General features: G+C 65.2%; 21 protein-coding genes and 1 pseudogene. 12 read left to right on the top strand and 10 right to left on the bottom strand.

Going from position 1 to position 21,434, the window contains the following annotated elements; genetic code table 11:
* Positions 1-9: 9 nt before the first annotated feature.
* On the bottom strand, positions 10-1,410 hold the full coding sequence (locus tag C448_RS09315) for a sulfatase-like hydrolase/transferase (protein ID WP_004054111.1): 1,401 nt from the start codon (positions 1,408-1,410) through the stop codon (positions 10-12).
* A gap of 26 nt (positions 1,411-1,436) precedes the next feature.
* The gene (locus tag C448_RS09320) at positions 1,437-2,300 is read right to left on the bottom strand and encodes a TrmB family transcriptional regulator (protein WP_004054112.1); all 864 of its coding nucleotides are present in this window, start codon (positions 2,298-2,300) and stop codon (positions 1,437-1,439) included.
* A gap of 254 nt (positions 2,301-2,554) precedes the next feature.
* Here C448_RS09320 and aglJ point away from each other — a divergent pair, with 254 nt between their 5' ends.
* On the top strand, positions 2,555-3,589 hold the full coding sequence (aglJ, locus tag C448_RS09325; RefSeq protein WP_004054114.1) for an S-layer glycoprotein N-glycosyltransferase AglJ: 1,035 nt from the start codon (positions 2,555-2,557) through the stop codon (positions 3,587-3,589).
* Here aglJ and C448_RS09330 read toward each other — a convergent pair.
* A complete protein-coding gene (locus C448_RS09330) occupies positions 3,586-3,906 on the bottom strand; it encodes a DUF5789 family protein (RefSeq protein ID WP_004054115.1) in 321 nt (106 codons plus the stop codon). The genes aglJ and C448_RS09330 overlap by 4 nt on opposite strands.
* 119 nt (positions 3,907-4,025) lie before the next feature.
* Between C448_RS09330 and C448_RS09335 the strand changes: the two genes are divergently transcribed.
* The 7 genes from C448_RS09335 (at position 4,026) to C448_RS09365 (ending at position 9,871) form a co-directional block, all read left to right on the top strand.
* Positions 4,026-4,988 (top strand): sugar phosphate isomerase/epimerase family protein, encoded by a 963-nt coding sequence (locus C448_RS09335; protein WP_004054116.1) that lies wholly within the window; start codon positions 4,026-4,028, stop codon positions 4,986-4,988.
* A 45-nt stretch (positions 4,989-5,033) separates the two neighbouring features.
* Positions 5,034-5,321, top strand: a complete 288-nt coding sequence (locus C448_RS09340; RefSeq protein ID WP_004054117.1) for a DUF433 domain-containing protein — start codon at positions 5,034-5,036, stop codon at positions 5,319-5,321.
* Positions 5,321-5,638, top strand: coding sequence for a DUF5615 family PIN-like protein (locus C448_RS09345; RefSeq protein WP_004054118.1), 318 nt, complete (start codon positions 5,321-5,323; stop codon positions 5,636-5,638). Before C448_RS09340 ends, C448_RS09345 begins: the two co-directional genes overlap by 1 nt.
* Before the next feature lie 67 nt (positions 5,639-5,705).
* Positions 5,706-6,818, top strand: coding sequence for a Gfo/Idh/MocA family protein (locus C448_RS09350; RefSeq protein ID WP_004054119.1), 1,113 nt, complete (start codon positions 5,706-5,708; stop codon positions 6,816-6,818).
* A gap of 56 nt (positions 6,819-6,874) precedes the next feature.
* Entirely contained in the window at positions 6,875-7,879 is a 1,005-nt protein-coding gene (locus C448_RS09355) for a Gfo/Idh/MocA family protein (protein WP_004054120.1), read from the top strand.
* A gap of 109 nt (positions 7,880-7,988) precedes the next feature.
* Positions 7,989-8,828, top strand: coding sequence for an ABC transporter permease subunit (locus C448_RS09360; protein WP_004054121.1), 840 nt, complete (start codon positions 7,989-7,991; stop codon positions 8,826-8,828).
* Positions 8,829-8,920: 92 nt separating this feature from the next.
* Entirely contained in the window at positions 8,921-9,871 is a 951-nt protein-coding gene (locus C448_RS09365; protein ID WP_004054122.1) for a carbohydrate kinase family protein, read from the top strand.
* 228 nt (positions 9,872-10,099) lie between these two features.
* Here the strand turns inward: C448_RS09365 and C448_RS09370 are convergent, their stop codons facing one another.
* The 5 genes from C448_RS09370 to C448_RS09390 form a co-directional block, all read right to left on the bottom strand.
* Positions 10,100-10,573 carry a hypothetical protein gene (locus C448_RS09370; RefSeq protein WP_004054123.1) on the bottom strand — a complete coding sequence of 158 codons (474 nt, stop codon included), beginning with the start codon at positions 10,571-10,573 and terminating at the stop codon, positions 10,100-10,102.
* Between the two features lie 10 nt (positions 10,574-10,583).
* A complete protein-coding gene (gfcR, locus tag C448_RS09375; protein WP_004054124.1) occupies positions 10,584-11,210 on the bottom strand; it encodes a transcriptional regulator GfcR in 627 nt (208 codons plus the stop codon).
* 48 nt (positions 11,211-11,258) lie between these two features.
* Positions 11,259-11,669: a hypothetical protein gene (locus C448_RS09380; protein WP_049916220.1), complete on the bottom strand. Its 411-nt coding sequence runs from the start codon at positions 11,667-11,669 to the stop codon at positions 11,259-11,261.
* Positions 11,670-11,746: 77 nt separating this feature from the next.
* Positions 11,747-12,685, bottom strand: a complete 939-nt coding sequence (locus tag C448_RS09385) for a DUF368 domain-containing protein (protein WP_004054126.1) — start codon at positions 12,683-12,685, stop codon at positions 11,747-11,749.
* Positions 12,682-15,729 carry an oligosaccharyl transferase, archaeosortase A system-associated gene (locus C448_RS09390; RefSeq protein ID WP_004054127.1) on the bottom strand — a complete coding sequence of 1,016 codons (3,048 nt, stop codon included), beginning with the start codon at positions 15,727-15,729 and terminating at the stop codon, positions 12,682-12,684. Before C448_RS09390 ends, C448_RS09385 begins: the two co-directional genes overlap by 4 nt.
* A 113-nt stretch (positions 15,730-15,842) precedes the next feature.
* On the opposite strand from C448_RS09390, the gene aglG reads away from it, so the two are divergent.
* From aglG to C448_RS09405, 3 genes are read left to right on the top strand one after another with little or no spacing between them, the layout of a single operon-like run.
* Entirely contained in the window at positions 15,843-16,790 is a 948-nt protein-coding gene (aglG, locus tag C448_RS09395; protein ID WP_004054128.1) for a glucosyl-dolichyl phosphate glucuronosyltransferase, read from the top strand.
* A complete protein-coding gene (locus C448_RS09400; RefSeq protein ID WP_004054129.1) occupies positions 16,787-17,809 on the top strand; it encodes a glycosyltransferase in 1,023 nt (340 codons plus the stop codon). Before aglG ends, C448_RS09400 begins: the two co-directional genes overlap by 4 nt.
* 59 nt (positions 17,810-17,868) lie before the next feature.
* Complete coding sequence (locus tag C448_RS09405; RefSeq protein WP_004054130.1) at positions 17,869-18,843, top strand: deoxyhypusine synthase; 975 nt, start codon at positions 17,869-17,871, stop codon at positions 18,841-18,843.
* Between the two features lie 15 nt (positions 18,844-18,858).
* On the opposite strand, the gene C448_RS09410 is transcribed toward C448_RS09405, so the two are convergent.
* Both C448_RS09410 and sod read right to left on the bottom strand, forming a co-directional pair.
* Positions 18,859-19,911 carry a S66 family peptidase gene (locus C448_RS09410; protein ID WP_004054131.1) on the bottom strand — a complete coding sequence of 351 codons (1,053 nt, stop codon included), beginning with the start codon at positions 19,909-19,911 and terminating at the stop codon, positions 18,859-18,861.
* A 108-nt stretch (positions 19,912-20,019) separates the two neighbouring features.
* A complete protein-coding gene (sod, locus tag C448_RS09415; protein ID WP_004054132.1) occupies positions 20,020-20,631 on the bottom strand; it encodes a superoxide dismutase in 612 nt (203 codons plus the stop codon).
* A 288-nt stretch (positions 20,632-20,919) separates the two neighbouring features.
* Here sod and C448_RS09420 point away from each other — a divergent pair.
* A pseudogene (locus C448_RS09420) lies at positions 20,920-21,434 on the top strand (sulfite exporter TauE/SafE family protein); the annotation flags it as partial.

Consider the following 21,434-nt stretch of genomic DNA (forward strand, 5'->3'; position numbering starts at 1 on the left):
GGATATTATTTACGCGTATCCGAGTGATTCGAGCCGTTGCTGAATTACAGACGATGTTGTGGCCGTTTCCTCAACGGTGCGACGTTGAATCCGTTTTCGATGGGTTGCAAGACGGTTCCGGAATTTCTCCATACTGGCCGTATGCTCGCCATCTCTCTCACTGACGATCTCAGCCATCGAGAGGCCGTCTGGTGTTTCGTATCCGTATCCCGATGCTGTTGCGACGCCGGCCAGTTCATGATCGGCTTCCGATGGGTCTCCACCGTTGGCGGCGACTCGTGCAGCGCTTCGACGGTTGATACCGTGGTGTTCCGCGAAACAAGCGTACGACTCGTCGGTGGTACTGTCCGACTGCTTGGCTACCCATTCGCCGACCGATTCGGTTGGAAGAACTCGGCCATCCGATGGAGCGTCCTCTTCCATCAGTGTCAATATCGTTTGATGAACATCGAGAAGGCTAGTTGGCGCGGCACACTGCTGGTCGGGAACACCCTCTCCCGAAATGATGCACGGTACGTGTGTGAGAGCGGGATGCACTCCGTAAGCATGCTGCCAGACGCCATGTTCACCGAACATCTCTCCGTGATCGCTGAGCGTGACGATGTAATCGAAATCCTCACGGAGCACCGAAAAGATCTCCTCGTAAACATCGGCGAGATAACGGACACTATCGTCGTAAGCCCGCTCCAGGATTGCGGAATCGATGGGTGGGCCCTCGCCAAGGGTTGCGGCGAGACCGTTGTAGCTATCACCGTCCTGTAACGAATCGCTATCGGATCGTCGATACGATTGGGGTGGTTCGTATGGCCAATGAGCCTCCATTAGGTTGACGAAGAGGAACTCGTCGCTACCGAAGGTGGTCTCTCGAACGAACTCAAGCGTTTCACTCGCACCATCATCATCGGGCTGTTCGGAAATACCGAGATCTCGGAGTTTGAGCAACGCACCACGTTTTATCGACGGCCATGTCGCACAGTCTTCAGTGACGCAACGCCGAAGCCCGGTGAGATACCGCCGTGGCCCGCGGTTGCGTGTTTCCGTGACGAACGTTTCCCAGTCGAAGGTGTCTGTGTCGAGGTTCTGTACTCGCCAACCGCCATCGAAGAAATCGAAGCCACGGTCGAACGCAAAGGGGGCAGTGATGTTGACGTTGTTCGAAAATCCACGTGTCGTGTGGTCGGCTTCGCTGAGTGTCTCGGCTAGCGTAGGCTCCGAACAATCGAGTGTCGTGTTCCCGGCGTGAACACCGATCTCGCTCGGATATTTTCCGGTGAACAACGATGCGTGCACGGGAACCGTCCACCTTCCGGTCGACCACATGTTCTCGAACCGTATTCCCGATAGCCAGTCGAAATGACGTTGAAACGCATCGTATCGGAGTGTATCCAACACCACCAGCGCAACGTTCATCACTACCGCTATCGTCCGGCTCTGTATTACTCTTTCTCCACGCTCGATTTCGGATACTCGGCGACGCTCTCGTGCTCCCAGATCAGGTCGAAATAGCGTTTGAGACCCGCCACAAAGGAGCCGTTCTCGGTGAGCGCGGCCTGTCGCATCGACAGCGGGACGTCCTTCTCTTCGACGAGAAGGATCGCCCGCCCGCTCTCGTAGTCCATGCTCGGATCGGCGAGCGTCCCCCGCCACGGCAGTTTCTCGGTGCTGAATCGCACGCCGACGGCCGGATATTCGCTTTCGATGCGGTCGACGAGATCGGCTTGGATCGCGGCGTTGTCGGCGTCGAGCTGGTCGGGATGGAGCAGTAGTATCGCGACGTCGATGTCGCGCTCGACGGCACCGGCGAGCGCCGGCGCGACGGTATCGAGATACTCGAAGCTCTTGGAGATGATGCGGAGCTGACTCTCCGCTTCGTGGTAGAGCCGCCGGGTCGCGGACTCGCTCGGCTCGCCGACGTCGACGACCGAGAACAGCTCCTCGGTGGGGGTCACGTCCTCGCTCGCGCGCTCGTAGCGCGGTTCGAACTCCTCCAGAAAGGCCGCGCGCTGTTCGTCGAGATCGGCACGAAATCCCTCGTACTCCTGGCGTCGGTTCTCGACGGCGCGTTCGAGGATCGTTTCGGGCGATCGGGGCTGGTAGCGTTTCGGCCGTTCGGGGATCACCTTCACGAACCCGCGATCGGCGAGTGCGTCGAGAACGCCATAGACACGGGCTTTGGGGATACCCGTGCTCTCGGCGAGCGTCGGCGCGGTCGTCCGACCCAGGGTGAACAGCTCGGTCAGCGCCCGTTCTTCGTAGTCGGTGAGACCGACTCTGTCGAGGGTCCCGGTTGGATCGCTCATGATCGCCCTCCGGCGGGCGGGGTTGTAAACGCGGCGTCGGGGAAAGCTATTTAATACTGCGGCGTGATCGGTTACTCGGAGAGCGAGTAACTATGGAACCCGACACGTCAACCGACGACGAGCATCTCGCGGACGTCCCGGACGGCTGTGGCTGCACCGAGATCTGGGAGCATCTGAGCGAACAGCGCGACGAGGAGTGAGGGGCGGCGCGGGAGTGCCAAAGGGTTTTGCGCGTGGCCTGCCGAGAGCGGGCAATGGCCGATCGCGGCGACGTCTGCGTCCTGATCCCTACCTTCGACGAGGCCGCGACCATCGGCGGCGTCATCGACGGCTTCATCGAGCGCGGCTTTTCCAACGTGCTCGTCGTCGATGGCCACTCGACCGACGGTACGCGGGAACTCGCCCGTGACCACGGCGCACATGTCATCGAACAGTCCGGTCAGGGGAAAGGTGCTGGCAAGGGCCAGGCCGTTCGTGAGGGGATCGACCACTCGACGGCCCCCTACATTCTGATGCTCGACGGCGACGGCACCTACCGCCCGGCCGACGCCGAGGCGCTGCTCGATCCACTTCTCGCCGGCGAGGCCGATCACGTCATCGGCGACCGATACGCCGATATGGCCGACGGCGCGATGACGCGGTTCAACGGATTAGGCAATCGCCTCATCAACCGTGCTTTCCGCACCGTCCATGGCCGCGATGTCGGCGACGTTCTCAGCGGCTATCGTGCCTTCACCCGCGAGTCGTTCGAGCGCTGTCGACCGACGGCTGAAGGGTTCGGCATCGAGACGGAACTCGCCGTCGAGTGTGTCAAACACGGGATCGCCACGCGGGTCGTCCCGATCACCTACCGCGCCCGGCCCGCCGAGTCGGAGACGAACCTCCGACCCGTACGCGACGGCGCGCGCATCCTACTCACGCTCTATCGCCTGGCCAAGACGAACAACCCGCTCTTCTATTTCGGGAGCGCCGGTGCACTCTCGGGGTTCGTCGGCGCGATTCTGGCCGCCTACGTCCTCGTCGAGTGGCTCACCCTTCGCATCTCCCACGAGGTGCTCGCGGTCGCGGCGGCCTTCGCGGTCATCGTCGGCGTCCAGCTGGTGATGTTCGGCGTGCTCTCGGACATGATCCTCGCGATCAACCGCGAGCAGACGCGCCGTTTCGAGGGACTCGTCGCGAACGCACGGGACGATTCGGGATCGGTGGCCGAAAACGAGCCGCGAGCCGAGCGCGCTCGCGTGGACGACCGGCGTGGGCGTGTGAGCGGGCGGGCGGGCGAGCGGGACTAGAAGAGCGAGCGGAGCCGCCCCAGAATTCCGGTAGAGGACGAACGGCGGTGGCGCTCGAAGACCGGATGGAGCGCGTCGTGTAGTTCCCCCGCGGAGTCGAACCGCTCCTCGTCTGCGCGGTCGAGCGCCGTCGAGAGCGCGAGCCCGTTGCCGGCGGGGTCACAGGGGATCTCGGGGTCGTCGAGCACGCGGACCAGTTCCGCCGAGCCGATGGGATAGGAGACGTCGGCGCGGTCGAGGCGCTCGGCGAGCGCGGCGATGCCGAACGCGAGGCTCTCCGGCTCGTCGGCGTCGTCCTGCGGCGGTCTGACACCCATGACCGGACGTAACGACCGAGCAACGAAAAACCTGCGGCACGAGCGCTCATCGATTCCGTCGGCCGGTCGGCGGGGAGACAGGGTGAAGGTTTATTCGCCCGCCACCGGGAACCGTTCGTATGGACGTTGGCGTGCTCACCGTGCCCCTCGGCGAACAGTCGCTCGACGAAACGCTCGCCTATCTCGGCGATCTCGACATCGACACCGTCGAACTGGGCTGTGGCGGCAACCCCGGCGACGACCACCTCGTGCGCGAGGAGTATCTCGACGACGAGGCGGCCCAAGGCGAACTCCAGGAACGTCTCGACGATCACGACCTCCGGGTGAGCGCGCTCGCGACGCACAACAATCCGATTCATCCCGACGACGAGCGCGCCGACGCGGCCGACACTGAACTCCGAGAGGCGATCGAACTCGCCGCCCAGCTGGGCGTCGACACCGTCACGACCTTCTCGGGGCTGCCCGCCGGCGGGCCGAACGACGAGGTGCCCAACTGGATCACCGCGCCGTGGCCGGCCGAGCACAAGGAGGCCCACGATTATCAGTGGGAGGTCGCCGAGGACTACTGGGCGGGGCTCGCCGAATTCGCCGACGATCAGGGCGTGGATATCGCCATCGAGATGCATCCGAACATGCTCGTCTACGAGCCGACGGGGATGGAGCGACTGCGCGAGGCCACCAACGAGCGCATCGGCGCGAACTTCGACCCCTCGCATCTCTACTGGCAGGGTATCGACGTACCGCGGGCGATCAGGTATCTCAGCGAGGCGATCCACCACGTCCACGCGAAGGATACTGGGCTCTACGAGGCCAACGCCGACGTGAAGGGCTACCTGGACACGACACCCTACACCGAGGAGGCCGAGCGCTCGTGGCTGTTCAGAACCGTGGGCTACGGCCACGGCGAATCCCACTGGAAGGAGGTCGTCTCGACCCTCAGAATGGTCGGCTACGACGGCGCGCTCTCGATCGAACACGAGGATTCGCTGACGAGTTCGCGCGAGGGCCTGGAGAAGGCCGTCGACGTGCTCTCACGGGCCGTGTTCGCGACCACGCCCGGCGACGCTTACTGGGCGGAGTGAACTCCTGACGAGAGTTTAAGGACGATCGGCCGTATAGTGGTACTGATGAAGTCCATCACGACGGATGCAGACGTGCTCGGCGGCGATCCGCGTCTCGCCGGAACGCGCATTGGGGTCGCACACGTCTACCGTCGGTACGAAAACGGCGAAGCTCCCGAGGAGATCGCTGCGGGCTACGATGGGATCTCCGTCGCCGATGTCCACGCCGCACTCGCTTACGCGTTCGACAACCCCGAAACACTGCGCGAGATCGATCGCGAGGCTCGTGCTGCGGTCGATCGGATTCGCGACGAGCGACCGGTTGATCCCGATGAAATCATCGAGCGAGCGTAATGCGGCTCCTCGCTGACGAGAACTGCCGGCCGGCACACGTATCGGCGCTCGGTTCGGCCGGCCACGACGTGAAACGGGTCGGTGCTCTTCTCGAAAAGGGCGCGAGCGATGGGGCGGTGCTCGCTGCGGGCCGGGACACCGGTCGGATCGTCGTGACCTATGATCGAAAGGATTTCGCCGGCGTGACCGATCACGTCGGGGTGTTCATCGCCGACGAAGGGATGGCTCCGCGGGACGTGCGTCGAACCGTCGAACGGGTCGATCGTGCGTATCCGTCGCTCGATGACGTCGTCGAATTCCTCGCCGATTGGCACTGATACTGTTGGATAGAAGCACGTGGGGTTCGACCCCGAAACCTAAGATGCCCTCGACTGTACGCCCGATATGGCACTACAAATCGGCGTCCTCGGCTATCGGTTCATGGGCAGGGCCCACTCGAACGCCTTCGCGCGCCTCCCGATGTTCTTCGACGACGCACCGGACATCGAGCGCCACACGCTCGTCGGGCGCGACGAGGGCGCGCTGGCGGATGCCGCGGATCGGTTCGGCTTCGCCAACACGGAAACCGACTGGGAGACGGCCATCGACGAGGTGGACGTCTTCTACAATCTCGGACCGAACCACCTCCATCCCGAACCGTCGATCGCGGCACTCGACGCCGACGTGCCGGTGTTCTGTGAGAAACCGCTCGCGCCCACGGTGGAAGACGCCGAGCGCATGGCTGAGGCGGCTGCCGAGAGCGACGCGATCGCCGGCTGTGCGTTCAACTACCGATTCGTGCCGGCCATCCAGTACGCGAAGAACCTGATCGACGCGGGCGAGCTCGGCGAGATCCGTCACGTGCGCGGGCGATATCTCCAGGATTGGGGCACCGATCCCGAGGACCCGTGGACGTGGCGCATGGACGAAGAGCTCGCGGGCAGCGGGGCACTCGGCGATCTCGGCGCTCACACGGTCGATCTCGCGCGCTTCCTGGTCGGCGAGCGGGCGGGCGACATCGAGCGCGTCAGCGGCCACCTGGAGACGTTCATCGAGGAGCGACCGGTGGACGGAAGCGATGAAACCCGTCCCGTGACCGTCGACGACGCCTACTCGGCACAGGCCGAATTCGCGGGCGGCGCGATGGGCACCTTCGAGGCTTCGCGGATGGCGAGCGGCCACAAGAACGATCACACCATCGCGGTGCACGGCTCGGAGGGCAGTCTGAAATTTTCGCTCGAACGGCTGAACGAACTGGAGCTGCTCCGGGAAGGCGACAGGGGCTACGAGACCGTCCTCGTGACCGACGAATCCGACCCCTACGTCGAGCACTGGTGGCCGCCGGGGCACGTCCTCGGCTGGGAGCACACGTTCGTCCACGAGGACTACGAGTTCCTCTCGGCGATCGCGGCCGGCGAACCCTACGAACCGTCGTTCGCGACGGCCTCCGAGGTCCAGCGCGTGCTCGGTGCCATCGAGCGCAGCGACGAGCGCGGCGAGTGGGTCGACGTCGAATAACGGGCGGATCTGCCGGCGACAGTACGCTTATCCGCGGCTCACGGTTTGTTTCGACGATGACGAACGACCAGCCTCTCCGCGTGGGACTCATCGGCACCGGGTATATCGGGACGACCGTCGGCGGCCAGTTCCATCACCATCCGAAATCGACGGTGGCGGCGATCACCGAGATCGACGCTGACAGGCGCGTGACCGCCGCCGAGCGGTTTTCGGTCCCATCGGAAGCGCTCTACGAGGACTACGAGGAGATGATCGCGGACGCGGCGCTCGACGCGATCCTCGTCGGCACGCCGCACACGCTCCACTACGAGCAGATCATGGCGGGGCTCGACGCGGATCTCCACGTCTTCTGTGACAAGCCGCTGGCGACCGATCTCGGCCACGCGAAGGAGATCGCCGAGCGCGTCGTGGAGAGTTCCCGAACGCTGATGGTCGGCTATCAGCGCCACCTCAACCCGGCCTTCATCTCCGCGCGCGAGCGGTTCGCGGATTCCGAACCGACGTGGATCACCGCCGAGATCACCCAGGACTGGCTGCCTCAGTTCACCGACACCTGGCGGACGGACCCCGATCTCTCGGGCGGCGGCATGCTCTACGACACGGGCAGCCACCTGCTCGACGGGCTGCTCTGGACCTCGGGGCTGGAGCCGACGGCCGTCTTCTCGCGCATGGAGTTCGTCGACGACGAGCGGCGCGTCGACAGCGAGGCAACAGTATTGATCGAGTTCGCGAACGGCGCGACCGCGAACGTCTCGGTCTCGGGCGATCTCCCCTGCGTTCGCGAGCACATCCACCTCTGGAACGACGAGGGCGCGGTCTCGCTCGACGGTCGCCAGTGGGAGCCCCGCAGCGTCACCGACGTCGATACAGAGAACACCGAACACGTGCCGTACATCGACCACGATGGTCAGGTGAACAAGGCCGAAGCGTTCCTCACAGCCATCGAGGAAGGGAGCGCGCCGCCTGCAACCGTCCACGACGCGCTGCGCGTCACCGCCGTCACCGAAGCCGCCTACGAGTCCGCGCGCGCCGGCGAGTGGATCGACGTCGATCTCGACTGATCGTCGAGTCGGTGGAACCCGCGCGAATCGAGCCGATTTCAGAAAGGAGGTAGTAAGACGAACGATCGAATCGGTAGCATTAATAAGAAGTTGGAACGACGACAGGAGAATGAGCGTCGTCGCCGTCACCAAGAAGGAATTCCTGGATGCCGGTCGTTCGTACACGTTCGCCGGACTCGTCGTGCTGTTCGTGGCCTTCGGCGTCTTCTTCGCGGCCATCCAGTGGATCCCGAACCTCTATCGAACCGCCGCCGGCGATCGCAGCACGCTGGCGCTGCTGAACAGCATGCGACAGCCGTCGGTCTTTTTCGTCCCGCTGATCGGCCTCGTCGTCGGCTACGGGGCGATCGCCAGTGAGCGTGCGAGCGGCAGCATCAAACTCCTCCTCGGGCTGCCGAACACGCGACGGGAAGTGTTCGTCGGGAAACTCGTCGGTCGGACCGCGGTCGTGACGGTCGCGATCGCGATCGGCTACGGCTGTGCCGCCCTCATCGCCGTGCTCTCGTACGACTCCTTCGCGCTCACCGAATTCGTGGCATACACGCTGCTCTCGATGCTCTACGCGGCGGTCTGCATCTCGATCGCGATCGGGTTCTCCGCGAGCACGAAATCGAGATATCGGGCGCTCGCCGGTGCAGCCACGGTGTACGTGACGTTCCTGCTGCTGTGGGATGCGGCCGTGACGCTGCTCCAGATCGTCTTCGTCGGCTACGCGGTGCAGCCGGGGGCGCTCCCGGCGTGGGTGTCGCTGCTCAAGTATCTGAACCCGTCGACAGCGTTCGCCCACGCAACGATCGCGGTTATCCCGGATGTCCGTTCGATCACGATGTTTCCGTACCTGGAGACGAGTTTCTGGGTCGACTGGTACGGGTTCGTGGTTCTCGCCCTCTGGATTCTGATTCCGCTGGCGCTTGGCTATCACTCGTTCAGCCGAGCGGACTTGGAGTGAGCGCCGCTCCCGAACGATACCGAAAATCCAGAACGGGCGGTCGAAGCACATGGTGGGCGATGTTCAAATAGCTCCCGCCGACACGATCAGGTATGCCCGATCCCGATATCCTCGTCGCTGGCGAGGCGCTCGTCGATTTCCTGCCCGATCAATCAGGGCCGCTCCAAGACGTCGAGGGGTTCAGCCGGCGGGCGGGCGGCGCACCGGCAAATGTCGCCATCGCGCTTGCACGCCTCGGCGAGTGGCCGTGGTTCCTCTCGAACCTCTCGACCGACGCCTTCGGCGAGTTCCTCGCTGATACGCTCGCCACCGAAGGGATCACCGACCGATTTCTCACCCGTGACCAAGAGCATCGGACGACGCTCGCGTTCGTCGCCCACGACGCCGACGCTGACCGGAGTTTCTCCTTCTATCGCACCGCGACCGCCGATCAGCACATCGACCCTGGCGTGGTGGATGACGACGCGCTTGTGACGGTTTCGTGGGTCGTTCTGGGCGGCGTCGCGCTCGCGAGCGAGCCCGCACGCTCGCGGCTGCTCGACTTCACCGAGCGTGCGCGCGAGCACGGCTGTACGATCGTCCTCGATCCGAACAGGCGACCGGAGCTCTGGGCCGATACGGCGACCTACGAGCGGGTGCTCGGCGACGCGCTCGCGCTCACCGACGTCTGCAAGGTCTCCGAGGAAGACCTCGCGGGCACGCGCTTCGCCGACGAACCGCCCGACGCACTGCTCGATGCCGGGCCACACACCGTCGTCTCGACTCGCGGAGCGGACGGTGCGCGTGTCGTCGCCGACGGGGGCGCGCCGTGGGGACCCGCCGAGTACGAGCACGGCGGCTACGCGGTTGAGCCGACCGACACGACGGGTGCGGGTGACGCTTTCCTCGCAGGAGTGCTGTACGGACTCGCGAACGGCGAACGGCTCGACGAGACGCTCGCGTTCGCCGACGCCGTCGCCGCGCTAACGACGACCGAACAGGGGGCGATCGCCGCGCTGCCCGATCATGAAGCGGTGGCTGCGTTCCGCGCTGATTCTGAATGAGAAGAGCGGGAAACTCGTGGCGGAAGTCAGCAGGTTATGCGCCGGGAACCGCGCCGGCGACGAACCACCAGCTCGTTCCCGATGTGGCTTCATCGTTTTTCTCCTCGGCTCTCGTGCGATCTCTGCGGTGCTGCCAATCCATAGCTGTATGAAAGGTTTACTCGAACTTGAATATTGTGTTCTGCCGATATTTCTATCGTGGTCCTTCACGGGGACGGCTGATCTCCACTACTGGCCCCACTGCCACCACGGCGGCAGTCGGTCGAGTGCGGCGATCAGCCGAGGGAACAGTCGGATGGCACCGATCGAAAGGAGCGCCGCGACCGCGAGCGATCCGAGCGTGGAACCGGCGAGTACGTCGATCGCCGCGCCGCCGACGGCTGCAAGCGCGATGGCCAGGCTGTGGTAGACGATACGAACGAGAGCCGTCCCGTAGCTCAACGGCGGCCAGTCGAACGACTCGCTCCAGCGGGCCGTCCCGATGGCGAGCGAAAGCGTCGTGACGGCGACCAGCGCAGCGAACTTCAACTCGGCGTTGAACGGCGCATCGAGCAGCGCCAGTAGCGTCGGGAAGCCGAACGTGACGACCTCCGCAAGACCGAAGAAGACGGTTTCGACCCAGCGCTCGGAGCCGTCCTTGCGTGTCGCTCGCGGTCCGGCCTTGCGCCGTTCGGTGGACCCGTCCGTTCCACGCCGGCGCATCCGTCGACGACTATTCCTCGCGGCTCACACGGATGACCTGGAGTAGCGACTTCACGGGGACGCCCTCCAGCTCCTCGACGCCGCGCTTGTCGACCAGCACGCCACAGCCGACCGGGCTGCCGCCCTCCTCGGTGATGGCGTCGATCGTTTCGGTCATCGTCGTGCCGCTGGTGATGGTGTCGTCGATCACGTAGCAGTCCCGGCCACGGATCTCGGCGAAATTCCGCGAGAAGCTCCCGCTCAGATCGTCGATATCACCCTCCTCCCACTGGTGTTTCCGGGGTGCGTACGCCGCGAGATCTGCGTCGAGTTCGAGCGCCACGGTCGTCGCCAGCGGCGTCCCGGCCTTCTCGATCCCGACGACGAGATCGACGTCCTCGCCCCCGAGGAGATCGGCCATCGCGTGACCGACGTCGGCGAGACGGGTGCTGTCGCGCCCGAGCGCGCTCCAGTCGACGTGGATGTCTTCGAGCGCGTCCGACGACTCCCGGGTGGTCGTGTCGCTCCCCTCACCGCGGTCGACCAGCCAGCTCGCCGTCTCGCGGGAGACGTTCAGCTCGTCGGCGATTTCGCCGTTCGAGAGACCCTGGCCCGCCAGCTCGTTCGCGCTCTCGATGAGGTCGTCGACGTTCTTCATCGCCGGGGGTTGCCCCCGGCCGGTAATAGGTGTTGTCCGTCGGTTTCGTCAGTGTCGCAGCGTCGTTCGGTGGGTCGTGTCACGGCCCGATGTCGCCGACGGGATCTCACCCCGGAGGTCGATCTCGCCGGCGATGGCACCCGGGGTGAGCGTGTCGGTCGACCCGTCCCGTCGAACGAGGCGGTTCGCCTGCTCCATGCACGACTGCAGCGCCTCGACGGCCGCCGCGCGCGTCGTCACTCGTCCGATCGAGCACTCACTCGCTGACTCCCGTGCACGCAGACGACAGGTGACCTCCCAACACTGCGTCAGCTCGAACGGGAGCGGTTGTGCTCCGTCGACACACGTTGCCTCGACCTCCAGCCCGCCCGTGCCGTGTGCGAAGACGAGTTCGTCCGCATCGATGCGCTTGCAGACCCAACCGGACGGCAGCTGCACGTCCTCTGGCAGTGGACTCATTTCCATCCCCTCCACTCGTTTCAGACACACGACAGCATCGTCGGGGTTCTGCCTGCAACTGCCGGCGAGCTAATACCCTAGGCGAACTCGATGTCCTCGGTGAACCGATCGACGAGTACGACGAGCGCGCCGCCGGCGATCGCGACCGCGAGGACGCTGCCGACTGCCATCGGCGTCGTATCCGGGGTGTTGTTCAGTACCTTTATCGCGGGCAGCCTGAGCGCGCCGACCATCAGGCTCACCAGGAAGGTGAGGGTGGCCTCGCGGTAGTTCGCGAGCGCCCATCGAATGGCGTAGGCGATCGAGAACAGTCCGATCAGGGCTCCGATGCCGAACGCGACGACGACGATCCCGGGTTCGACGAGCGCCGCGACGCTCCCGCCGGTGGCCAGCGCGGCGAGCGCGTTCGTGAACTCCGTGAGCGTCTCGGTCAGGTAGGTGTACTGGCCGAGCAACAGCAGGAAGAACGCGCCGGAGACACCGGGGAGGATCATCCCCGCGATCGCGATCGCGCCCGCGACGAAGACGAACAGCGGCGAGTTCGGCACGGCGCTGCTCACTTCGCCGGAAACGAGAAAGGCGAACACGAACCCGCCGACTGCGACCGCGATCCGGCGAGTGGTATCGAGCGACACGTGATCGGCGAGAACGATCGCGCTCGCGGCGATCAGCCCGAAGAAGAACGCGAACAGCGGGCCGGGATAGGCTCGCTGGGCGATATGGACGAGGCGCGCGACGCTCACGATGGCGGTGACGATCCCCAGTCCGAGCGCGAGCAGGAAGGGGATGTCCATCGCGACGAGCGCCGCCCGGAACTCGGCGCGGCCGCGTCGGCGGTGGAGTCGCGGGAGATGGCGCAACGCGCGCGGGTCGAGGCTCGTGATGGCCTGGATGAGCCGTTCGTAGATGCCGGTGATGAGCGCGATCGTCCCGCCGGAGACCCCGGGCACCGCGTCGGCGGCACCCATGAAGATCCCCTTCAGGTAGACCGTGAGCAGCTCGCGCCCGGCGTTCATCCGTCTATCCCCACTCGTGTCCGAGTCGGCACACCGGCCTCGGGAGCCGCCAGCGCGCTTGCCGAGCCGTTCGTGGTCGTCGAGATGTTCGTCGCTCCCGACGAGGCGTTCGTCGATGCCGAAGCGTTGCCGGCTGCTGCGTTGCCTCCCGAGGCGTTTCCGGCCGTCGCGTTGCCGGCCGAATCGTTCGCGCTCGCCGGTGCCGAGACCGACGTCTCGCTGAGATCGACCGAGACGGTCCCGTTCGTGCGGCCGATGACCGCGCCTTCGGGCACGTCGGCGGTCGCCGTCCACCGGCTGGCGTTCCCGTCAGTGCTCGTCACAGGCGTCCGGAAGCTGTACGGGCCGGTCGCCTGCACCGAGACGTTCGTCGCGCCCTTCTCGGTGCCCCACTGCTCGTAGCCGGTCGTCGAGTACGGCAGCGTCATGGTGAACTCACCCTGTGCGTTTGTCTCGGCCTGCTGTGTGTAGTTGAACGTCGTGTCATTCGTGGTCGGCATTCGCATCTCGACGGTCGCTTCGACCGTGCTGTTCGGCGGTCCCTGTCCCTCGACGGTCGCCCCGTCGACGCGCTCGAACGTCTTGACCCAGTTCGTCGGGGTCTCGAACAGTTCGGTGGCGTTCAGGCCGGTCGTCTGGAGGCGCTGGAGCGCGCTCCGGTAGAGCGGTCCCGGACCACCCGCGCTGCCGATGGCGTTCTCCTGGCTCGCGTGGACCAATCGGTACTGTTCGAGCGCCGGCACGCGTTCCTGGGGATAGCTGCCGACGCCACCGATCCGGGCGGTGCCGTCCTCCTCGACGAACTGGCGTGCGGCGGACATGTTGTCGAAGCGCTTGACAGCGCTCTCGTTGCCCGACGGGGTGAACGCGCTCCGGAGGCTCCCGTTCGACAGCCGCTGTGGGCTCTCGTAGTCGAGCACGACGGGTTTCTGCTCGACCGCGCTGCCGTGGTAGGTGTACAGCCGCGTGCGCATCGTCTCGTAGTGGCGCTGTTCGTAGGCCAGGAACGCCGTCGTGGGTTGTTGCTGACCGCTCGACTGGCTGGCGATCGGCGTTAGATCGTCGTAGATCGACAGCGGGCCGTCGTTGTACCACGTGAACGGCACGCTGTACAGCGCCGCGCCGGCCGGATCGGCCTGCTTCCAATTGACCATCACGTAGCGCACGCCCTGACCGTCCTTGGTGCGTGCGATCTCGTTCGCGCGCGAGGCGTTGGGCGCGAGCAGGAAGTTCGCGGCCTGCCCGGCGTTCTGCTGGAAGGGGTTGGCCGTCGGGATCCGCTCGCCGAGCGTCGTGATCCAGTGGCCGTAGTCCCACCACGAGAGCACGCCGTAGGCCCCGTCGGGATAGTCGAAGTCGTCCGTTCTGTCGTACTGCCCGTAGTAGTCCATCGACTCGTTGCCGCCGCCGTAGGTCCCCTCGGCGGGCGTGTTGTTCGCCAGCCAGTCGAGGCTGCTGTCCCAGCCGGTGATGCTCTGACCGACGCCGGATTGCTGGTCGGCGTAGTCCCCGGCGGCCGTCGCGCTCGCGCTGCCACCGATGGCGAGCGGCGCGGTGATGAGGAGAACGACCGCGAGCACCGAGAGCACTTGGTAGGCCTCCAGGTTGCGGAGATTGGAGCGCGCGTCCGTCGACCCGACGTACTGCAGCACCTGTCCGACGAAGTACGCATTGAGAACGGCGACGGGAACGATGAGATAGTAGTTGAACCGCTGCTGGGTCAGCGTCGCGGCGGTCATGAGCACGGCCCAGATGAGGACGAACAGGATGCCAGCGCGCTCGCGGCTGCGCCCGAGGGCGAGCCGAAGGATCATCACCGCCGCGCCGGCGATCGCCGTCACCAGCGCCAGCCGATAGGAGCCGAGGAGGAACTGTCCGGGGTTGCGCGGCGGGATCGCCTCGCCGACCGTCAGCGAGGTCGCACTCGACCCGAAGCCGACGACGCGTTCGAGCTGGCTGACGAAAAACGAGAACAGATCGGGCAGGGCGATCGCCATCACGAGCGCGCCGAGCACGAAGAGACCGAGGATCACGCCGGGGTAGTAGAGCCGCGGCAGGTCGCGCGCTTCGAGTTTGCGTGCGAGCCACGACATGAACACACAGCCGATCGCGCCCGCGAAGGCCATCGTCGGATGGAGCAGCGAGAAGTTCGTCACGCTCACCTCGACGGTGTTGAACGAGATCAGGAAGCCGATGCCCGCAACCGTGAGCGCGACCGCGCTGACGATGGCGACGTGTTCGGGGCTCTCGCCGCGGAGATACTCGATCGGGAGCACGACGAGCAGGAAGATGCCGAAGATGCCGACGAGCAGGAGGCCGGGCGGCCACGCCCAGACGTAGAGCACGATGGCGATGCCGGCGAGAACGCCCCAGCCGAGCGGCCGGCGAAGGTTCGCGAGATCGCGCTCGACGAACTGCTCGTAGACTGGTTTCTCGCGCTCGGCGACCGCGAGCGCAATGACGATCGCCGCGACCGCGAGCACCTGGAAGAGCACCTCGGCGGCGTGGTGATCCGAAAAGCCCGCGACGGAGCGACTGAGAAACGTGCTCGGTGAGAGCGCGAGGATCGCGACGCCGATGACCCCGCCGAACCGGCCGCCGAAGCGCTTGCCGAGATAGTAGGTAGGAATCGCGACGAGTGTCCCGATGACGGCCGGTGCGAACAGCAAGACGAGCGCCGTCGTTCCCTCCGAGGGGCTGCCACCGCCGACGATCAGCGCGACGGTGGCGACGAGCTGGTCGTAGAGCGTGCCGAACTGGCCGACGCTCGTCCCGGTCGGAAAGCTCGTCCACGGGTCGAACGGCATCGTCTCTGGCCAGTGTCTGACGACGTAGCGGACCTGCCGGAGGTGATACCACGCGTCGTTGCCGCTGAAGTAGACCTGCCCGCCGACGAGGAAGTTCCGCCAGTTGCGAACGCGGATCCAGAGCATGAACCCGGCGAGCGCGAGCAGCAGAGGGATATGATATATCCCTTCGACCCGGTCGAGCAGCGGCCCGAAATCCGGGAGCCGTTCGGCGAGCTGCTCCCTGCGTTGACTCATTGGCCGTATCCAGTCACAAAGCGCGCATAAGGCTTGTGAAACGCCGTACGAGGGACTGAGGGGCGTGACGACGAACGGAAACAGCTATCCGCCGACCCCCCACAGAGGGCGACATGCGGGTCTCAGTCGTGCTCTGCACCTACGACGAGGCGTCGTTCGGACGCTTTCGCGACGCGGCCGACAGCGTGCTCGCCCAGAGCCATCCGACCGAACTCGTGGTCGTCGTCGACGGCACGCCGGCGCTCGCAGAGCGCGTCCGCGAGACCTATGGAAGCCACGACGACGTTCTGATTCATCTCAACGACGAGAACCGCGGCCTGCTCGAAAGCCGGAACACTGGCGCGAAGCTCGCCACTGGTGATATCGTCGCCTTCCTCGACGACGACGCGCGCGCCCATCCGGCCTGGATCGAGCGGCTCGTCGCGGTCTACGAGCGAGAAGACGCGCTCGCGGTCGGCGGACGGATGGTGCCAGAGTGGATCGCCGGCAAGCCGTCCTTCCTCCCCGCGGAGTTCTACTGGCTCGTCGGCGTCACCCACCGCGGATTCGGGCCGGGTGGCGACGAGGAGAGCGAGGGTGAGGTCAGGAACACGTTCGGTTCGAACATCTCCTTTCGCCGCGAGGCGTTCACGGATCTCGGCGGGTTCGACCCCGCGATCGGCGGCCGAAAAGGTGACAAGAATCTTCAGGGTGGTGAAACCGAACTCTGTGCCCGACTCAGCGAGGAGTACGGCGAGGGCGTCCACTACGTGCCGGCCGCCGAGGTCGCGCACAAGGTCTTCGACTACCGGACGAAACCGCGCTGGCTCGCCGACCGCGCGTTCTGGCAGGGCTACTCCAAGCGCGCGATGGAGGAACTCGTTCCCGATTCGACCGGCGAAGAGAGCGCCTTTCTCGGCCGACTGCTCACCGACTTCCTTCCCCATCGGCTCCGGGAACTGTTCCACGAACCGACCAGAGGGAAGCTGCTCCAGCTAGTTTCGCTCGTAGCGTTCACGATTCTGGTTGGACTCGGCTACTGTTACGGTATCCTCAGCCCGCCCGACGAGTTCGAGCGATGAGTGAGGACGGGACGAGCGAGCGCGACGGCCCGCGGGTGCTCTGGCTCACGCCCGACAAGCCCGCGAACATCAGCGTCGGTCGCCGGCGCATCGCCGACCGACTCGAAGCCAATGGGTTCGACGTGACGCTTCGGGGCACGACGCCACGAACGGTGTTCCAGTCGTTGCGTGAGCGCGAGGAGTATGACGCGGTTCTCGGCACGACCCGCTCCGGTGCGTTCGCGGGCGCGCTGCTGAAATCCCTGGGGACGCCGTTCGTCGTCGATCACATCGACCCCATCCGACAGTTCGCCGACACACACGGAAGACCGCTCTCGCTCGCGGTGCGAGCCGCGGAGAACCTCGCCTTCCGATTAGCTGACCACACCCTCTACGTCTACGACGAGGAGCGAAGGCGGGTCTCACGCTACGCCCGCGAAACGACGAAAACCGATCTCGGGGTGAGCTACGAGCGCTTCGCGAACCCCGATCCCGGGATCGTCGCGGCCGCCCGCGATCGACTCCGCGAGGCGGGCGTCGATGCCGACGAACGGCTGGCGATCTACGTCGGCGGTCTCGAACCGATCTATCACGTCGAGGAACTGCTCGCAGCAATGGATCATCTCGACGACTGGATGCTGGTCGTGCTCGGGACGGGATCGCTCGCGTCGGCCGTCGAGCGCGTTGCTGGCGAACGCGAGAACGTCGTCTTTTTCGGAACGGTGCCCCACAGGTCGATCCCGGGCTATCTCCACGCCGCCGACGTCGGCGTCTCGCTGGTCGACGACCCGCACACGCTGAAGGTCCTCGAATACGCCGCGGCGGGGCTGTCGGTGGTGCAGGCACGCGGCCGCGCCGAAGCACGATTCGGCGAGTACGCCGAGTTCTGTGAGCCTCGTCCCCCGGATATCGCCGCTGCGATCGAGCACGCCGGCGAGCGCGGGAATGACGAGGCGTTCCGCGAATACGCCAGCCGCTTCGACTACGAACGGGTTGCCGACACCTATCGGGCGGTTCTCGCCGACGTTTTGCGGGAGTAATCGAGCGGCACACGAGACGATCCCGAGCGATTCAAACGCGCTCGTGCCCCTCTCGACGTATGGACGACGACTCACACGAGAACGTCGTGCCGGGCAGCGACGAGACGCTCGACACGCCCGACGTGCACGGCTACGAATTCCGCGACGGCGTGGATTTCCAGGAGCTGCTCGCGAGCTACGCGACGACGGGGTTCCAGGCGACGGCGCTCGCCGAGGCCATCGATATCGCCGAACGAATGCAGGAGGCCGACGCGACGACCTACCTCACCTGCACCTCGAACATCGTCTCCTCGGGGCTGCGCGAGGTCGTCGCAGCGCTCGTCCGCGAGGGCTACGTCGACGTACTCATCACCACGTCGGGCGCGCTGACCGAGGACGTCATCAAGACCCAGAAACCGTTCAAAATGGGGTCGTGGAACGCCGACGAGGCGGCGCTGCGCGAGCAGGGCATCAACCGGCTCGGCAACATCTTCGTCCCCTCGAACCGGTACGTCTGGCTCGAAGAGTATCTCTACGACTTCTTCGACGATTTCTTCGCCGAGGAGAAAATCCGGACGCCGACGGCGTTCGCCCGCGAACTCGGGGCTACCCTCGACGACGAGAACTCGGTTCTCAAACAGGCCAGCGACAACGACGTTCCCGTCTACTGTCCGGCGCTCACCGACGCCGAGGTCGGCAACTTCCTCTACTACTACCGCCAGAGCTACGATCCCGACGTCGACATCGCGCTGCTCGACGACTACGAGACACTCATCGAGGGCGGGATGGACGCCGACACGACGGGCCTCATTGCCGTGGGCGACGGCGTGCCCAAACACCACGCGATCATGACGAACCTCTTCCGTGGCGGGGCGGACTACGCGATCTACATCTCGACGGGGATGGAGGGCGACGGTTCGCTGTCGGGCGCGCCACCGACCGAGGCCGTCTCCTGGGGGAAGATCAAGGCCGACGAGCGCAACTACACCCAGATCCAGGCCGAGGCGACGCTCGTCTTCCCGCTGCTGGTCGCCAGCGCGTTCTTCGAGAACTGACGAACGTCGTCGGCCTCAGAGTAGTCGGATCGATTCGTCCGTCGGATCGATCTCGACTCGGCCGCCGATTGGAACAGGACAGGTCGGATACGTGTGCCCGAACTCGCAATCGAAGACGACCGGCGCGTCCGGGTTGTAGGTTTCGAGGACATCCGTGATCGCGTCGCGCTGGCGCTCTCGGTACTCCACTCGCCACTCCCGTGGGTGTTTCTCGGTATGTGAACGCGCGGCGGCGCGCCCGACGAGAACGCCGTCGAATCGTTCGAGCAACCCGCGCTCGCCGAGCGCCCGGAGGTTCGCTCCGACGACGGCTGGATCGGGGATCATCTCGCTCGTCTCCAGTGCGAGAACAGCGCCGTTCAGCGCGTCGGGGTCGGGCACGTAGCGGTCGGCGAGGAACTGCTCGACGAGGACTTCGTAGCAGCCGCCCCAAATCCGACCGGAGACTGTCTCGTCGCCGCCACGCCAGGTTCGGCCGTCGGACCGCTCGATCTCGCGCGTCGTCTCGATCGATTCGGGGTCCTCCCAGTCGCCGGCCTCGTCCGTGAACTCGTCGGCCTCTTCCCACTCGCCGATCGACTTCTCGAAGAGCGCGCGTTGGAGATACTCTTCGGTGTAGTCGAACAGTTCGCCGTCCATCGCGTATTCGAGCAGCGTCGAGCCGCCGTAGTACGAGACGATCCCCTGATTCCAGAGAAACAGGGCCAGATTCGTGTTGTCCGAGTAGCCGTAGAACCGCGTCGGGTGCTCGCGAAGCACGTCGCCGTCGAGATACGGAAGTATCGTGATCTGGTCGTGACCGCCGATGTTGGCGATGACGGCCGAGACGTCCGGATCGCGGAAGGCGTCCATCACGTCCTCGGCGCGCGCTTCGGGATTGTCCGCGAGCCACTCCGGATCGGCGGTCGCGGTCGGGTACTCGATCGGTTCGAGATCGAACGTCCCGCTCATCCGTTCGAGCCCGAGTTCGTAGACGAATCGGGCGGATGCGGGCGCGTTCGATGCCGGTGCGACGACCGCAACGCGATCACCTCGCTCGACAGGTGGTGGGGTGAGGAATGCGGCCATGCTCGCTGTTCATCGAGGGCTCGGATAACGTTTCGCCGACTCGCGCCGCTGTCGAGCGAGCGTTGTGACTATCGGGTGGACGTCAAAAAAATCGTGAACTGAGGGGGTTTACTCGTGGTTCGATACGGTCTTCTGGTAGTTGTCCTCGGCAGCGTCCCAGTCGACGACCTCGAAGAAGGCGTCGATGAAGCTACCGCGGTCGGGACCGTAGTCGTAGTAGTACGAGTGTTCCCAGACGTCGAGCGCGAGCACGGGATGAGCGCCCCAGAGCGCGCCCTCGTCGTGGTTGTCGACGGCTACGTTACGCAACTGGTCGGCAACCGGGTCGTAGATCAGGAGCGCCCAGCCCGAGGCAGCCGACGCGGCGGCCTCGAACTCGCCCTTCCAGCCCTCGTAGGAGCCGAAGTCCTCCTCGATGCGGTCGGCGAGATCCCCGGAGGGTTCGCCGCCGCCGTTCGGACTCATGTTCTCCCAGAACATGGTGTGGAGATAGTGTCCACTACCGTTGTGGGTCACGTCGCCGAGCGCGCCACCCGTCGAGGAGTAGTCGCCGGACTCGCGGTTCTCCGCGAGGGTCTCTTCGGCGCTGTCGAGACCGTTGACGTACCCCTGATGGTGGGTATCGTGATGCCAGTTGAGCACCTGCTCGGAGATATGCGGTTCGAGGGCGTCGTAGTCGTATGGGAGCGGTGGAAGCTCCGGATTGGATCGTTCGGACATTGGTCTCTCCTCCACGCTATGACACGGGTGGACCTCTGTTAAATGTTGAGGGGCGGCTGGTACCAATAGGCACGAATCGGCCGCCGGCAGCGTCATAGATGGATGCAAATACTGTTGGAGGCGATCGTATTTCCTTCATCGATCGAAAACCGATCGATAACCAATGTCTGACGAACAACCTGGTTCGGACGGATCGGCGCGCTCGCACGGGAGCTCGACACACTCCCGCTCGGCGATCGCCTCCGACTCGACCGGGCCAACTGGCGACGCATCGGGATCGCGCTGGTCGTGTACGCGATATCGCTCTGGGCCCTCACCGCGTTCGTCGTCCCGCGATTCACGCCCGAATCGGCCGACTCGGTCGGTCTGTTCGTCCCGGTCATCGTCGTCTCGGCGTTCGTCTTCGAGACGCTGGATTCGGCCTCGGGGATGGGGTTCGGCGCGACGATCGGCGCGCTCCTGTTCGTTCTCGGCTACGACCCGCTCGCGGTGACGCCCGTGCTCCTCCTCTCGGAGGCGGCGACCGGCATCGTCTCCGGGCTCTTCCACAACGAGTTCCAGAACGTCGAGTTCGGCCTCGACAACGATTCGGCGGTCGAGGCGACGCGCGTACTCGGGATCATCGTCGGCGTCGGCGTGCTCGCGGTCGTCGTCTCTGTCGTTCTGACCTATTTCCAGTTCTCGATCCCCGACGTGTACATCAAGAGCTACGTCGGCGTCGTCGTGCTGCTGATCGCCTCGGTCACGATCGTCCAGAAGTACGTCGGCTCCTGTCTCTTATACACATCTCTGATGGCGCGAGG

Source organism: Halococcus morrhuae DSM 1307 (assembly GCF_000336695.1).
GTDB lineage: Archaea > Halobacteriota > Halobacteria > Halobacteriales > Halococcaceae > Halococcus > Halococcus morrhuae.

Excerpts from the sequence above, each read along its gene's own strand:
- C448_RS09340 (WP_004054117.1), top strand. The coding sequence starts at position 5,034 with ATGAAGTCCATCACGACGGATGCAGACGTGCTCGGCGGCGATCCGCGT.
- gfcR (WP_004054124.1), bottom strand. The coding sequence starts at position 11,210 with ATGAAGAACGTCGACGACCTCATCGAGAGCGCGAACGAGCTGGCGGGC.
- C448_RS09380 (WP_049916220.1), bottom strand. The coding sequence starts at position 11,669 with ATGAGTCCACTGCCAGAGGACGTGCAGCTGCCGTCCGGTTGGGTCTGC.
- C448_RS09330 (WP_004054115.1), bottom strand. The coding sequence starts at position 3,906 with ATGGGTGTCAGACCGCCGCAGGACGACGCCGACGAGCCGGAGAGCCTC.
- aglG (WP_004054128.1), top strand. The coding sequence starts at position 15,843 with ATGCGGGTCTCAGTCGTGCTCTGCACCTACGACGAGGCGTCGTTCGGA.
- C448_RS09385 (WP_004054126.1), bottom strand. The coding sequence starts at position 12,685 with ATGAACGCCGGGCGCGAGCTGCTCACGGTCTACCTGAAGGGGATCTTC.
- C448_RS09320 (WP_004054112.1), bottom strand. The coding sequence starts at position 2,300 with ATGAGCGATCCAACCGGGACCCTCGACAGAGTCGGTCTCACCGACTAC.
- sod (WP_004054132.1), bottom strand. The coding sequence starts at position 20,631 with ATGTCCGAACGATCCAATCCGGAGCTTCCACCGCTCCCATACGACTAC.
- C448_RS09390 (WP_004054127.1), bottom strand. The coding sequence starts at position 15,729 with ATGAGTCAACGCAGGGAGCAGCTCGCCGAACGGCTCCCGGATTTCGGG.
- C448_RS09355 (WP_004054120.1), top strand. The coding sequence starts at position 6,875 with ATGACGAACGACCAGCCTCTCCGCGTGGGACTCATCGGCACCGGGTAT.
- aglJ (WP_004054114.1), top strand. The coding sequence starts at position 2,555 with ATGGCCGATCGCGGCGACGTCTGCGTCCTGATCCCTACCTTCGACGAG.
- C448_RS09410 (WP_004054131.1), bottom strand. The coding sequence starts at position 19,911 with ATGGCCGCATTCCTCACCCCACCACCTGTCGAGCGAGGTGATCGCGTT.
- C448_RS09315 (WP_004054111.1), bottom strand. The coding sequence starts at position 1,410 with ATGAACGTTGCGCTGGTGGTGTTGGATACACTCCGATACGATGCGTTT.
- C448_RS09335 (WP_004054116.1), top strand. The coding sequence starts at position 4,026 with ATGGACGTTGGCGTGCTCACCGTGCCCCTCGGCGAACAGTCGCTCGAC.
- C448_RS09350 (WP_004054119.1), top strand. The coding sequence starts at position 5,706 with ATGGCACTACAAATCGGCGTCCTCGGCTATCGGTTCATGGGCAGGGCC.
- C448_RS09405 (WP_004054130.1), top strand. The coding sequence starts at position 17,869 with ATGGACGACGACTCACACGAGAACGTCGTGCCGGGCAGCGACGAGACG.
- C448_RS09360 (WP_004054121.1), top strand. The coding sequence starts at position 7,989 with ATGAGCGTCGTCGCCGTCACCAAGAAGGAATTCCTGGATGCCGGTCGT.
- C448_RS09400 (WP_004054129.1), top strand. The coding sequence starts at position 16,787 with ATGAGTGAGGACGGGACGAGCGAGCGCGACGGCCCGCGGGTGCTCTGG.
- C448_RS09370 (WP_004054123.1), bottom strand. The coding sequence starts at position 10,573 with ATGCGCCGGCGTGGAACGGACGGGTCCACCGAACGGCGCAAGGCCGGA.
- C448_RS09365 (WP_004054122.1), top strand. The coding sequence starts at position 8,921 with ATGCCCGATCCCGATATCCTCGTCGCTGGCGAGGCGCTCGTCGATTTC.
- C448_RS09345 (WP_004054118.1), top strand. The coding sequence starts at position 5,321 with ATGCGGCTCCTCGCTGACGAGAACTGCCGGCCGGCACACGTATCGGCG.